The organism is Xenorhabdus sp. PB61.4 (genome assembly GCF_963894935.1).
In the GTDB taxonomy this organism is placed as follows: domain Bacteria; phylum Pseudomonadota; class Gammaproteobacteria; order Enterobacterales; family Enterobacteriaceae; genus Xenorhabdus; species Xenorhabdus stockiae.
The window spans coordinates 25,186-37,951 of record NZ_CAWQJR010000173.1; the positions used below are offsets into that span (position 1 = coordinate 25,186).

Sequence of the window (12,766 nt, forward strand, 5' to 3'; positions counted from 1 at the left end):
AATGAGTCAGAATGTTTATCAGTTTATCGATCTACAGCGTGTCGATCCTCCGAAAAAAGCGCTGAAAGTCCGCAAAATAGAATTTGTGGAGATTTATGAACCTTTTTCTGAAATTCAGGCAGAAGCTCAGGCAGATCGATGCCTTGACTGCGGTAATCCCTACTGTGAGTGGAAATGCCCGGTACATAACTATATTCCGAACTGGCTGAAATTAGCCAATGAAGGACGCATTATTGAAGCCGCGGAGCTATCTCATCAGACTAACAGCCTGCCGGAAGTCTGTGGGCGGGTTTGTCCGCAGGATCGTCTGTGTGAAGGTGCCTGTACGCTGAATGACGATTTTGGCGCTGTGACCATCGGTAATATTGAGCGCTATATCAATGATACCGCCATTGCAATGGGCTGGACGCCTGATATGTCACAGGTGATCCCGACCGGTAAACGGGTGGCTGTCATTGGAGCAGGCCCGGCCGGACTGGCCTGTGCTGATGTTCTGGCCCGCAATGGGGTACAGGCTGTCGTTTATGATCGTCATCCTGAAATTGGCGGTTTACTGACGTTTGGGATCCCGGCATTCAAACTGGAAAAAGAAGTGATGAGCCGTCGCCGTGAAATTTTCGCCGGAATGGGTATCGAGTTCTGCTTGAACACGGAGGTAGGTAAAGATGTTGATCTTGCTGAGCTTACAAAGCAATTTGATGCCGTTTTTTTGGGAGTCGGAACTTATCAGTCTATTCATGCCGGTCTGGAAAATGAAAATGCCAGCGGAGTATATGATGCCCTGCCCTTTCTCATTGCCAACACTCGCCAGTTAATGGGCTATGAAGAATCACCAGAACAGCCCTATATTGATATGAAAGGTAAGCGGGTTCTGGTTTTAGGTGGTGGTGATACTGCGATGGACTGCGTACGTACTGCGGTTCGTCAGGGAGCAAGTCATGTGATTTGCGCCTACCGACGGGATGAAGAGAATATGCCTGGCTCCCGCCGCGAAGTGAAGAACGCCCGGGAAGAAGGCGTCGATTTCCAGTTCAACCTTCAGCCTATCAGCGTTGAAATCAATCATAATGGGCATGTTAATGGGGTCAGAATGGCTCGGACGCAATTAGGCGAAATGGATACAAAAGGACGTCGTCAGGCGGAACTCATCCCCGATTCTGAGTTTGTCATTAACGCCGATGCCGTAATTATGGCATTTGGTTTCAAGCCACATTCTATGACATGGCTGGATGACCATCAGATCAATCTTGACAGACAAGGGCGCATTATCGCTCCCGAATCCAGTATTTTACCCTTCCAGACCAGTAACCCTAAAATCTTCGCGGGCGGGGATGCTGTTCGAGGCTCAGACTTAGTCGTTACTGCCATTGCTGAAGGCAGAAAAGCTGCCTCTGGTATTCTCGACTACCTTGAAGTCTGATTTCATTTTCTCCCGAACTCTTCTCCGGTCTTTTGGCCGGAGAAACTCCTGCCAAATAATCGACACTCGCATCATTATCTTTTTACTACCATAATGATTATGTTTTTTTACATTATGCGATTATTCCTATATCCCAAAAACAAATATTTAAATTTAATATCCTGAAAATTACCAAATAAATATTTTTCCTAAAAAAAACATCAGGAATACAGTGTAGCCATGAAATAAAATTCCGTTTATTACAAAAACAACAGATTTAACATCTGCCATCTCAAACCGATTACATAATAATTAATTGAACAGGATTTCTGGGTGCAGAAGGTAAAGCGCTCGATTGAAATCCGGAAGATATAATAATAGAGAGAAATAAATGCGTTTATTAACTAAAACATCCCTGTTTTCTTTCGTACTCTTGATTAGTTTTCCTTCTATCGCCGGTTTATCCACGCCAAAGGAGATTATTCAGCAAATTACCGAAAGGGGAGTGAATTCCACTGTTGCTGAAATAGGTGAAAGAAATAAAAGAAATGAAATTGCTAAACTTATTGCTACCGGAGATCCTGAATGGTTAGAAGTTGCCTTTCGGTTGACTCCCAATACCCATCGGGAATTCTCCAATCAGATCTTTGACTCCTTGGCACTTGCTCTGCTCAATAACCCGGTTGAAGTCTTAGCTCAGGCCAACAAATACAGACCTAACTTAACAAATAGCATCTGTGATCTTTCATTGACAGTTATAGCAGAGAAAAACAAGCATAAACTTATCAAAGGAATAGTTGCGAGTTTAAAGAGCGCTGAAAAATCTGCAAAAAGAAAAGATAAAGAAAATATAGAAAGGTGTATTTTGAAGTTGAACCAAGTATATCCAAGATATTTTTAATATACTTCTAACTGGTTAGCCCATTTTTCTATCCCCGCCGCATAAGAGTGATTGAAGCTGAGTTTAGTTTCAATCCTGATTATTCTTACTGTTTTAGAAAAAGAAATCACCTCAGATAATTTCCCACTTCTTTAAAAGCTAATTTCCAATTCAACATATAAAAATTTTTCTTAAAGAGATATTTCAGAAAATAGGGTATGAGTTAAATAAGATAATATTTCATACGTAAATTACAGATTTGACCCTCCCACTTTTAAGTAAAATGCATATAACAACATTAAATAATAACCAATTAAAAATTCATTACATGATATACCCTGTGGATTTCAACGTGCAGCAAGCAAAGCCGTAAATTGAAAAATATGGATATAATAATTGGGAGAGATAAATGCGTTTACTAACTAAAATATCCCTGCTCTCTTTCATATTCTTGATTAGTTCACCTTCTTTCGCCGGTTTATCTACACCAAAAGAAATTATTCAACAGGTGAAGGAGAGGGGTGTAAATTCTGTTGTTGCTGAGATAGGTGAGAGAAGAAAAAGAGAAGAAATCGCTGACTTTATTACTACCGGAGAGACTGAGTGGTTAGAAGTCGCTTTTCAATTAGTTCCTAATATCCACCACGATTTTTCCAACCAGATCTTTAATTCATTATCCTTTGCTCTAATTAATAATCCGATTGAAGTTTTAGCAATGGCAGATAAATACCAGCCATCATCAACCAATAACATCTGTAATATCCCATCAACCCTAATAGGAACAAAAAGCAAAGAAAAATTTGTTCGGGATGTAGCTGTAAGCTTAAAGAAAGCCAAAACATCAGCAAGTAGAAAAGATGAAGAAAATATAGAATTGTGTCAGTTCGCGTTAAATAAGTCTTATGCTACATTTTTATAAAAAATAGAGGAGATAATTTCTCCTCTATTTTTCGTTACTTTTATAACGCTCTATTTTACAACACGTAACGTCGGGCGACCTTTTGGAGGCTGAGGTGGCTCATCATCCGGCGGGTTATCATCATGAGATGTTTTCATATCACGAATCAATACCAGATTATCGGCTACCGGAGACTCTGAAACTTCCAACTCGGAGTCTGTTTCATAGGCGATTTCTGGCTCAAACATCATCCCTGCACCGTTTTCACGGGCATAAACCGCAATGACAGCAGACATAGGAACAGATACCTGACGCGCGACACCACCAAAACGGGCATTAAAACGAACTTCGTCATCAGCCAATTCCAGATTACCAACCGCCCGTGGAGCAATATTCAGGATTATCTGCCCATTCTGCGCATATTCCATCGGGACGTTGACACCATATTGAGTCACATCCACAACGATATGCGGAGTCAAATCATTATCCAGCAGCCACTCATAGTGTGCCCGCAGTAAATAAGGACGGCGGGGAGACATTTGAGTCATATCCATACATTAACCCCGTGACTGTAAACGTATTTCACGCTCTGCTTCTGTCAATGAAGCCAGAAATGCGTCACGCTCAAATACACGCTGCATATAAACCTGAAGATCTTTGGCTCCCGGGCCAGACAGCTCAACGCCCAGCACAGGCAAACGCCATAACAGCGGAGAAAGATAGCAGTCAACCAGACTGAACTCATCACTCATGAAGAAAGGCATTTCTCTGAAAATCGGTGCGATTGCCAGCAACTCTTCAGCAAGGCGTTTCCGCGCAGCATTAGCTTCCTGAGCACTTCCTTCCTGAATTTTATACATCAGGGAATACCAGTCTTTTTCAATTCGGTGCATCATCAGACGACTGGAGCCACGTGCAACAGGGTATACAGGCATGAGCGGTGGATGGGGGAAACGCTCATCCAGATATTCCATTATGATGCGAGAATCATAAAGAGTCAGCTCACGATCTACGAGGGTAGGAACCGTTTGATAAGGGTTCAGATCAATCAGATCCTGAGGCAAATTGCCTGCTTCAACGTGTTCTATCTCAACGCTGACCCCTTTTTCCGCCAGTACAATTCGCACTTGATGGCTAAAAATGTCGGTCGGGCCGGAAAACAGAGTCATTACCGAACGTTTGTTGGCAGCGACAGCCATGAAAACCTCCAAGTTTATCTAAAAAAAGGAACGAACAGCCCTTCAATGAACAATGGCTATTCTCGCTCATATTCTCATCCGGTTTCGCACTTATTATCCGAGGATTATTAAGACAAGTCAGGCAAACGCATGGATAAGGCAAAAAATTGTCACTAGTCTACCAGATTTTGAACATTTTGTGGGGAAGTAGATTGAGAATTAATGATGATATATCGGAGTTCAGGGAATTATCTCTGCAATATGCTCTTTTTTTCTGCAAAAAAAGCGTATTCACTAAGGAAATAAAACTCCGCAATAAAAAACCCGCCATAAACATGGCGGGTTTCAACATTAATCCAATGCCACCGTAGTGACAAAAAATTAACGCTTGGAGAACTGTGGACGACGACGTGCTTTGCGCAGACCCACTTTTTTACGTTCAACTTCACGAGCATCGCGAGTAACGAAGCCAGCTTTGCGAAGATCAGAACGCAGAGTCTCGTCATAAGCCATCAGTGCACGAGTGATACCGTGACGGATTGCGCCTGCCTGACCAGAGATACCACCACCTTTAACAGTGATGTACAGATCCAGTTTGCCCAGCATGTCAACCAGCTCAAGTGGCTGACGAACAACCATGCGCGCAGTTTCACGACCGAAGTAAACTTCGAGGCTGCGTTGGTTGATTACGATGTTACCGCTACCTGGCTTAATGAAGACACGAGCGGATGAGCTTTTGCGGCGACCAGTGCCGTAGTATTGATTTTCAGCCATTGCCTATAATCCCGATTAAATGTCCAGAACTTGTGGTTGCTGTGCCGCGTGGTTGTGCTCGCTGCCCGCGTAAACTTTCATTTTACGGTACATTGCACGACCCAGAGGCCCTTTTGGCAGCATGCCTTTAACCGCGATTTCAATGACACGCTCAGGACGGCGGGCAATCATCTCTTCAAAGGTCGCTTGCTTGATACCACCGATGTGGCCAGTGTGGTGATAATAGATTTTGTCAGCACGTTTGTTGCCAGTTACAGCAACTTTCTCTGCGTTAACAATAATGATGTAATCACCAGTATCAACGTGCGGAGTATATTCCGCCTTGTGCTTGCCGCGCAGGCGGCGAGCTATTTCAGTTGCAAGACGGCCAAGAGTTTTGCCATCTGCGTCAACAACATACCAGTCGCGTTTTACGGTTTCTGGTTTAGCTGTAAAAGTTTTCATTAAAGCTTACCCAATTATAAGTTACACGTTGGTGAACACTCGAGGTTCAGAAACTTTGTTGAGGTTCACACGACTCATGTCCAGCAAACCTACCCCTTCGAATAGCCTATGCCGGCACTAATGCAAGTTTTTTGGGAAATAAAAAATCTTGCTGTAACGTGGGGTCGCAAGATTATAGAGAAGTCGTTATAAAAAATCGACCCCAAATTCAATAATTATCTAATCTGTTGACTCTATGCTGTCTACCTGACAACCAACAAAGAGGCAGATCGAAAGACGAAGGGTATATATCCAATGGATTTCGAGTTGCATCGCGGCGGCAAGGGAGTTCATCCCCGGGAGCATAGATAACTATGTGACTGGGGTGAGCGAGCGCAGCCAACAAAGAGGCAACTTGAAAGACGAAGGATATCGATATCAGGGTAAATGCGGTCGCTGTAAATATTCTTCACTCTGCATCTCCTGTAAACGGGACAAGCAACGCTGATACTCAAAACGAAGCAATTCTCCCTGATAAATCCCTTCCATCGGGGCTTCGGCATTGATGATGAGTTTCACATGGCGCTCATAGAATTCATCAACCAGTGCAATAAATCGTCGTGCAGCGCTTTCATCCTGTTTGGTCATGATCGGCACATCATGCAGTAAAACGGTATGGTAGATCTTAGACAACGCAATATAGTCCCGCTGGCTACGGGGATCTTCACACAGCGCTTTAAAGCGGATTGCCAGCACACCATCAACACTGTTTATCGCCGGCATATCACGATGATTAATTTCCAGTACCGGAGCCGGTTCCCCTTCCCGCCCGGCCAGACGCAGGAAAACCTGATGCATTTCCTGTCGGCTCTCTTCCGATAATGGCGTCAGATAAATATGAGCCTGAGTCAATGTTCTCAGCCGGTAATCGATACCCGCATCCACATTCATGACATCACAATATTTTTTGATCTGTTCAATGGCAGGCAGGAAGCGGGCTCGCTGCAAACCATTACGGTAGAGTTGATCCGGTGGAATATTTGATGTCGCCACTAACGCAATTCCGCGCCTGAACAGCGCTTCCAGTAACGTGCCGAGGATCATGGCATCCGTAATATCAGAAACAAAAAATTCATCAAAGCAGAGGATATCAGTCTGTGCCTTGAAACCATCAGCCACAATCTCCAGTGGATTTTCATGCCCCTGCAATGCAGTTAATTCTTCGTGTACCCGCAGCATAAAACGGTGGAAATGCAGGCGTAGCTTCCTTTCAGTCGGTAAGCTCTGGAAAAACATATCCATAAGCCATGTTTTCCCCCGCCCTACTCCACCCCACATATACAGCCCCTGCACAGGACGGATATTGTCCTTTGATGAACGCCCTAACAGTTTATTCCACAGACTTTTTAATCCGCCTGAGCCATCTGAATGTACCGCATTTTTGGCTAAGTCCTGTGTAAGTTCATGGTAAATCATATCCAGACGGGCGACAGTATTACGCTGCACTTCATCAGGTTGATACTGCCCTTCAGACAGTGCGGTCTGGTAAAGAGACGAAGGTGTAATCGGTGACATTAATATAGTAATCCTTAAAAATTTTTATCCCCACCATATATACTTAATAGATTTCAATTGAGTATATACATTGGGTCTAACTCACAGCCTATCATGACAAATTCGTATAAAATTAACACCTCAGGTGATATATAAATTAATTAAATAATAATCAATATTCCACTCTGACTGAATTAGCGGTTATAGTGGTAGCTATGATGTTAAGAAAGGAGTTGCCATGACTTGGGAATACGCACTGATAGGATTAATTGTTGGTTTTATCATCGGAGCATTGGCTGTCCGCTTTGGCAGCCGAAAACTGCGCCAGCAAAATGCGGCACAGGCTGAGCTGGAGAAAAACCGGGCAGAGCTTGAAGAATATCGCAAAGAGCTGGTCAGCCATTTTGCCCGCAGCGCTGAGTTGCTGGATAATATGGCCCGGGATTATCGCCAGCTGTATCAGCATATGGCTAAAAGTTCCAATGAATTAATGCCAGATATGCCAATGCAGGAAAATCCCTTTAATTATCGTCTTAACGAATCTAAGAACGATACCAACCAAATTGTCACAGATGTGCCTCCACGGGACTATTCTGAAGGTTCATCCGGGCTATTGCGTCCCGTTCAGGAACAAAAACAGTAATTATTCTCGCCGTGGCCATAGTTTATGCCCACGGCAATATTTTTATCTCACTGTATTTAAATGTTTTTTCAGGTAAATCCCTGTAAAGACATTCGACAAAACGACATTATTAGTGAACTTTGCTGAATACTTGGTAGTCATAACTGCAACGAAACAATTATGCTTGAAACCTGTTCCGATGAGTGTAGTTTCTCAGAAAAATGAAATTCCCTTATGGGTTCGGGGCTTTAAGTACGATTTTCCTTTTCTGGCTTAGGTAAGTAAGAGAACGCATTCAATGAAAAGTAAAAACACATTGCTCAGCGCATTAGCGATCAGTATTGGTTTATCTTTAGCTTCGGTACCAATGGTAAGTAATGCGGCTTTACCCGCTGCTATGGCCTCTCAGGAATTACCGAGCCTTGCTCCAATGTTAGAAAAAGTCCTTCCCTCCGTTGTTACCGTTCATGTTGCCGGCACTGAAGTTCAAACCCAACAACTCCAGCTGCCAGAGGATTTCCAATTCTTCTTTGGGCCGGGTTTTCCACCAGTGGAACAACAAAGAAGCCGCCCATTTCAGGGGTTAGGTTCTGGTGTCATTATTAATGCCGATAAAGGATATGTACTGACTAACAATCACGTCATCAATAACGCGGATAAAATTAAAGTCCAGCTCAATGACGGGCGTGAATACTCCGCTAAACTCATCGGTCGTGATCCGCAGACTGATATCGCACTTTTGCAGCTTAAAGATGCCAAAAACCTGACAGCAATTAAATTTGCTAATTCTGATCAGCTTCGCGTCGGTGATTATGCTGTTGCTATCGGTAACCCATTCGGGCTGGGGCAGACAGTGACTTCAGGGATCATTTCGGCCCTTGGCCGTAGCGGCCTGAATCTGGAAGGTCTGGAAAACTTTATCCAGACAGATGCCTCAATTAACCGGGGTAACTCTGGTGGTGCCCTGATCAACCTCAAAGGGGAGTTGATCGGTATTAATACCGCTATTGTTGCACCCAGTGGCGGCAACGTGGGTATTGGTTTTGCGATCCCAAGTAACATGGCCAGAAATCTGGCAGACCAGTTAATAGCTCATGGCGAAGTAAAACGCGGCCTGCTTGGTATCAAGGGTACTGAAATGTCAGCGGATATCGCCAAAGCACTGAATGTTGATGCTCAACAGGGCGCATTTGTCAGTGAAGTAGTTCCTAAATCTGCTGCGGCTAAGGCTGGTATTAAACCCGGAGATGTACTGACCTCCATTGATGGTAAGAAAATTAATAGCTTTGCTGAGCTAAGGGCAAAAATTGGTACGACTGCACCGGGCAAAGAAATCAAAGTAGGTCTGCTGCGTAAAGGCAAGCCTATGGAGGTTTCTGTTGTTCTGGAAAATAGCGAATCTCCATCTACCAAAGCTGAAAAATTAAGCATTGCGCTACAGGGTGCGAATCTCAGTACTGGCATTGTGAACAATACTCCCGGCGTGAAAGTTGACGGCGTCGCCAAAAATTCTCCAGCCGCAATGGTCGGTTTGCAGAAGAATGATTTGATCATCGGGGCGAATAATGTTCGGGTTAAGAATATCAATGAGCTACAAAAGGTACTTGAAGGAAAACCATCCGTTATTGCACTGAATATCCTGCGTGGTGGTGACAATATTTACCTGTTATTGAACAATTAATCGGTATGCCATTATTTTTCTGATTGCAGTACATTAAGCAGACACAGCACAGGCTGTGTCTGCTTGCTTCTGTGCTATGCTTTTTTAACTTATTGATTACTGAACAATGTTATGTTGATTAAATTACTGCGCTCCATATTGGCGGGATTACTTATTGCAGCAATTTTACTGGTTGCCATCCCCTCTCTACGTCCCAATAAGTTAAATAATCTCCTGTACAGCGATAACACAGAAAAACCATCCAGTTACAGTCAGGGTGTGCGTCGGGCGGCACCTGCGGTTGTGAATATATATAGCACCAGTATAGGAAGTTTCTCCCATGAACCACGGGAACTGCTTCCATTGGGTTCCGGCGTCATAATGAGTGAACAGGGCTATATACTCACCAATAAGCATGTTATCAACAAAGTAGGCTCTATTATTGTTGCATTGCAGGACGGGCGTTTCTACGAAGCTTTACTGGTCGGCTCTGATGGCCCGACAGATTTGGCAGTACTCAAAATAAAGGCAGAAAATCTGCCGGTTATCCCTATCAATCTCAAAAGGGCACCTCATGTCGGGGATATCGTGCTGGCAATCGGCAATCCTTACAACTTAGGGCAAACAATTACTCAAGGTATTATCAGTGCGACCGGACGTGTCGGGTTGAGTCCGACACGACGCCAGAATTTCCTGCAAACAGATGCTTCAATCAATCAGGGCAGCTCCGGCGGAGCACTGGTTAATACATTAGGTGAACTGGTCGGCATTAATACGCTGTCGTTTGATAAATCTGAATTTGGCTCTACGCCTGAAGGACTGGGATTTGCCATTCCCACCGCTCTGGCAACAAAAATTATGCAGAAACTGATCCGTGATGGTCGGGTTATCAGAGGATATATCGGCATTTCAACAAAAGAGCTACCGAATATTCGCTCGTCAGATACCCAAATCCATCAGATTCAGGGAGTGCGGGTTTTTCAGCTTTTACCGGGAAGCCCAGCCAAAAAAGCCGGAATACAAGTGGGCGATATTATCATCAGCCTTAATCACAAACCGGCGCTCTCGCCTGCCGAAATAATGGATCAGGTTGCAGAAATCCGGCCCGGAAAAATCGTTCCTGTTACTGTCTTACGTGATGGTCAAACGCTTACCTTCAACGTTATGATTGAAGAATTTGATGAATACTGAGTCCAAGATCTCGAAACAAAAGTATGACTTTGTGAAACTTGATGATCAAATAAACAAATGAGATAAGGTTGCATATTTTATCGGAGGTTATCATGACAATAACACGTTTACGTCAACAGGACGGGGCTGTCGTTATCACAATTTCTAGTGATGTTGCCACGTAATGGGATGGTCTGTCGGCATGACTCTGGATATACAACCATCAGGCGACACCATAAACATCAAACCAACAGGCAGAGTCGCCCGAGGCAGAAAGTCTCTCTCTGAGTTATTGCAGGGAATTGATGAAACCGAAGTCAGGGCTTTCAACGAAGTAACTGCTGATGATTTAAATTCGCCTCCTGTTGGTAATGAGGTGATTTAATGGTACGCAAAGCTACCTATTTGGCACAGGCGGAACCCAGTATTGTTGATGAAATATTAGCTAAAGTCATAGATATTTTAGATCCACAACTGAATTGATTATTCGAAAAAAACCGCCACTAAGCACTTACTATCAAAGAAGAAATTACTAAGTGACGGTTTAAACAGAATTCGGTTTACTTAATACGTTCGATATTGGCTCCCAGACCACGCAGCTTATCTTCGATATGCTCATAGCCCCGGTCAATATGATAAATACGATCGACGGTTGTTGTTCCTTCGGCAATGCAGCCAGCAATTACCAGGCTCGCGGAAGCACGCAAATCTGTTGCCATGACCTGAGCACCTGATAATTTCTCAACACCGTGGCAGAGTACAGAGTTACTTTCAATCTCTGCGTGTGCCCCCATGCGAATCAATTCAGGAATATGCATAAAACGGTTTTCAAAAATAGTTTCGGTGATCATGCCCGCACCTTCAGCAACAATATTCAGTAAGCTGAACTGCGCCTGCATATCTGTAGGAAAACCGGGATGCGGAGCTGTACGGAATGTTACCGCTTTTGGCCGCTTGCCATGCATATCAAGGCTAATCCAGTCATCGCCTACCTGAATATCTGCACCCGCTTCACGTAATTTAGCCAGTACGGCATCCAGTGTATCAGGCTTGGCCTGACGGCAGACGATCTTCCCGCGTGAAACAGCCGCGGCGATAAGGAAAGTACCGGTTTCAATACGGTCAGGCAAAACACGATAAACACCACCGCCCAAACGTTCTACGCCTTCAATCACGATGCGATCTGTTCCTGCACCTGTAATTTTTGCGCCCAACGTATTCAGGAAATTGGCTGTATCTTCGATTTCAGGCTCGCGGGCGGCATTCTCAATAATGGTCTTGCCTTCCGCCAGTGTTGCAGCCGCCATGATAGTGACCGTTGCACCAACACTGACTTTATCCATGACGATGCTGGCACCTTTTAAACGACCATCTACGGATGCCTTAACATAGCCCTCATCCAGCACTATTTTTGCACCAAGTTGTTCCAGCCCGGTAATATGGAGATCAACAGGACGGGCACCAATGGCACATCCACCGGGTAAAGAAACCTGCCCCTGACCAAAACGGGCAACTAATGGCCCCAGTGCCCAGATAGAAGCACGCATAGTTTTGACCAGTTCATAAGGAGCACAGTATTCATTAACAGCGCTGGCATCAACAAAGACAGAACCATTCTTGCGTTCCACTTTCGTTCCCAGACGATTCAATAGCTTGATTGTGGTATCAATGTCTTTTAATTCAGGAACATTTTGTAATTCAACTGGCTCTTCCGCCAGCAACGCTGCGAACAGGATTGGTAATGCGGCATTTTTTGCCCCGGAAATAGTGACCTCGCCTGACAAGCAGGTCGGCCCTTTCACTTGAAATTTATCCATCTGTCATAATTCTCTTATTTAATTCAAAGTGTGCTGTTCGCGGCGAAGCAAACAACCTCAGAAACCCTGGAGCTTGCGGTCACGTTGCCATTGCGCTGGTGTGTAGGTCTTAATTGACAGGGCGTGGATACGATTATCAGCAATGTATTCCATCAGAGGTGCATAAACTGTTTGTTGTTGTTTTACCCGGCTCAGCTCACCAAAAATTTCACCTACAGCAATTATCTGAAAATGGCTGCCATCGCCGCTAACAATAACTTCATCAAGTACCAATTTTTCCATCAGTACCTGTTTAATCTCATTAGTATCCATATCTTGCTCACATTCGTCGTTAAAAAATAATAGTAGATGCCTATCGTAATGGAATCCAGACGACTCTTAAACCAAGAAA

Annotated in this window: 14 protein-coding genes; 7 read left to right on the forward strand and 7 right to left on the reverse strand. The window is 44.1% G+C overall.

Annotated elements, in window-relative coordinates:
- The first annotated feature begins 1 nt into the window (after position 1).
- The 3 genes from AACX68_RS13305 (at position 2) to AACX68_RS13315 (ending at position 3,198) form a co-directional block, all read left to right on the forward strand.
- Complete coding sequence (locus tag AACX68_RS13305; RefSeq protein WP_228858038.1) at positions 2-1,420, forward strand: glutamate synthase small subunit; 1,419 nt, start codon at positions 2-4, stop codon at positions 1,418-1,420.
- 370 nt (positions 1,421-1,790) lie between these two features.
- Positions 1,791-2,300 (forward strand): hypothetical protein, encoded by a 510-nt coding sequence (locus AACX68_RS13310; protein ID WP_228858039.1) that lies wholly within the window; start codon positions 1,791-1,793, stop codon positions 2,298-2,300.
- A 388-nt stretch (positions 2,301-2,688) separates the two neighbouring features.
- Positions 2,689-3,198: a hypothetical protein gene (locus AACX68_RS13315; RefSeq protein WP_228858040.1), complete on the forward strand. Its 510-nt coding sequence runs from the start codon at positions 2,689-2,691 to the stop codon at positions 3,196-3,198.
- A 50-nt stretch (positions 3,199-3,248) separates the two neighbouring features.
- On the opposite strand, the gene sspB is transcribed toward AACX68_RS13315, so the two are convergent.
- The 5 genes from sspB to zapE form a co-directional block, all read right to left on the reverse strand.
- Entirely contained in the window at positions 3,249-3,731 is a 483-nt protein-coding gene (gene sspB / locus AACX68_RS13320) for a ClpXP protease specificity-enhancing factor (protein ID WP_099109661.1), read from the reverse strand.
- Between the two features lie 3 nt (positions 3,732-3,734).
- On the reverse strand, positions 3,735-4,376 hold the full coding sequence (sspA, locus tag AACX68_RS13325) for a stringent starvation protein SspA (protein WP_086954480.1): 642 nt from the start codon (positions 4,374-4,376) through the stop codon (positions 3,735-3,737).
- 360 nt (positions 4,377-4,736) lie between these two features.
- Positions 4,737-5,129 (reverse strand): 30S ribosomal protein S9, encoded by a 393-nt coding sequence (gene rpsI, locus AACX68_RS13330; RefSeq protein WP_012990148.1) that lies wholly within the window; start codon positions 5,127-5,129, stop codon positions 4,737-4,739.
- A 15-nt stretch (positions 5,130-5,144) separates the two neighbouring features.
- Positions 5,145-5,573 (reverse strand): 50S ribosomal protein L13, encoded by a 429-nt coding sequence (gene rplM, locus AACX68_RS13335; RefSeq protein WP_086954482.1) that lies wholly within the window; start codon positions 5,571-5,573, stop codon positions 5,145-5,147.
- Positions 5,574-5,990: 417 nt separating this feature from the next.
- Complete coding sequence (gene zapE / locus AACX68_RS13340; protein WP_228858041.1) at positions 5,991-7,127, reverse strand: cell division protein ZapE; 1,137 nt, start codon at positions 7,125-7,127, stop codon at positions 5,991-5,993.
- Between the two features lie 217 nt (positions 7,128-7,344).
- Between zapE and zapG the strand changes: the two genes are divergently transcribed.
- The 4 genes from zapG (at position 7,345) to AACX68_RS13360 (ending at position 10,943) form a co-directional block, all read left to right on the forward strand.
- Positions 7,345-7,749: a Z-ring associated protein ZapG gene (gene zapG, locus AACX68_RS13345; RefSeq protein WP_099109658.1), complete on the forward strand. Its 405-nt coding sequence runs from the start codon at positions 7,345-7,347 to the stop codon at positions 7,747-7,749.
- Between the two features lie 277 nt (positions 7,750-8,026).
- Positions 8,027-9,409, forward strand: a complete 1,383-nt coding sequence (gene degQ, locus AACX68_RS13350) for a serine endoprotease DegQ (RefSeq protein WP_099122306.1) — start codon at positions 8,027-8,029, stop codon at positions 9,407-9,409.
- Between the two features lie 111 nt (positions 9,410-9,520).
- A complete protein-coding gene (gene degS, locus AACX68_RS13355) occupies positions 9,521-10,579 on the forward strand; it encodes an outer membrane-stress sensor serine endopeptidase DegS (RefSeq protein ID WP_228858042.1) in 1,059 nt (352 codons plus the stop codon).
- Between the two features lie 163 nt (positions 10,580-10,742).
- A complete protein-coding gene (locus AACX68_RS13360) occupies positions 10,743-10,943 on the forward strand; it encodes an antitoxin (protein ID WP_339389342.1) in 201 nt (66 codons plus the stop codon).
- Between the two features lie 175 nt (positions 10,944-11,118).
- Here AACX68_RS13360 and murA read toward each other — a convergent pair whose 3' ends face one another.
- Both murA and ibaG read right to left on the reverse strand, forming a co-directional pair.
- Positions 11,119-12,375, reverse strand: coding sequence for a UDP-N-acetylglucosamine 1-carboxyvinyltransferase (murA, locus tag AACX68_RS13365; protein ID WP_099122305.1), 1,257 nt, complete (start codon positions 12,373-12,375; stop codon positions 11,119-11,121).
- A gap of 57 nt (positions 12,376-12,432) precedes the next feature.
- Positions 12,433-12,687 (reverse strand): BolA family iron metabolism protein IbaG, encoded by a 255-nt coding sequence (gene ibaG / locus AACX68_RS13370; RefSeq protein WP_228858043.1) that lies wholly within the window; start codon positions 12,685-12,687, stop codon positions 12,433-12,435.
- Positions 12,688-12,766: the final 79 nt, after the last annotated feature.

Excerpts from the sequence above, each read along its gene's own strand:
- AACX68_RS13305 (WP_228858038.1), top strand. The coding sequence starts at position 2 with ATGAGTCAGAATGTTTATCAGTTTATCGATCTACAGCGTGTCGATCCT.
- AACX68_RS13310 (WP_228858039.1), top strand. The coding sequence starts at position 1,791 with ATGCGTTTATTAACTAAAACATCCCTGTTTTCTTTCGTACTCTTGATT.
- AACX68_RS13315 (WP_228858040.1), top strand. The coding sequence starts at position 2,689 with ATGCGTTTACTAACTAAAATATCCCTGCTCTCTTTCATATTCTTGATT.
- sspB (WP_099109661.1), bottom strand. The coding sequence starts at position 3,731 with ATGGATATGACTCAAATGTCTCCCCGCCGTCCTTATTTACTGCGGGCA.
- sspA (WP_086954480.1), bottom strand. The coding sequence starts at position 4,376 with ATGGCTGTCGCTGCCAACAAACGTTCGGTAATGACTCTGTTTTCCGGC.
- rpsI (WP_012990148.1), bottom strand. The coding sequence starts at position 5,129 with ATGGCTGAAAATCAATACTACGGCACTGGTCGCCGCAAAAGCTCATCC.
- rplM (WP_086954482.1), bottom strand. The coding sequence starts at position 5,573 with ATGAAAACTTTTACAGCTAAACCAGAAACCGTAAAACGCGACTGGTAT.
- zapE (WP_228858041.1), bottom strand. The coding sequence starts at position 7,127 with ATGTCACCGATTACACCTTCGTCTCTTTACCAGACCGCACTGTCTGAA.
- zapG (WP_099109658.1), top strand. The coding sequence starts at position 7,345 with ATGACTTGGGAATACGCACTGATAGGATTAATTGTTGGTTTTATCATC.
- degQ (WP_099122306.1), top strand. The coding sequence starts at position 8,027 with ATGAAAAGTAAAAACACATTGCTCAGCGCATTAGCGATCAGTATTGGT.
- degS (WP_228858042.1), top strand. The coding sequence starts at position 9,521 with ATGTTGATTAAATTACTGCGCTCCATATTGGCGGGATTACTTATTGCA.
- AACX68_RS13360 (WP_339389342.1), top strand. The coding sequence starts at position 10,743 with ATGGGATGGTCTGTCGGCATGACTCTGGATATACAACCATCAGGCGAC.
- murA (WP_099122305.1), bottom strand. The coding sequence starts at position 12,375 with ATGGATAAATTTCAAGTGAAAGGGCCGACCTGCTTGTCAGGCGAGGTC.
- ibaG (WP_228858043.1), bottom strand. The coding sequence starts at position 12,687 with ATGGATACTAATGAGATTAAACAGGTACTGATGGAAAAATTGGTACTT.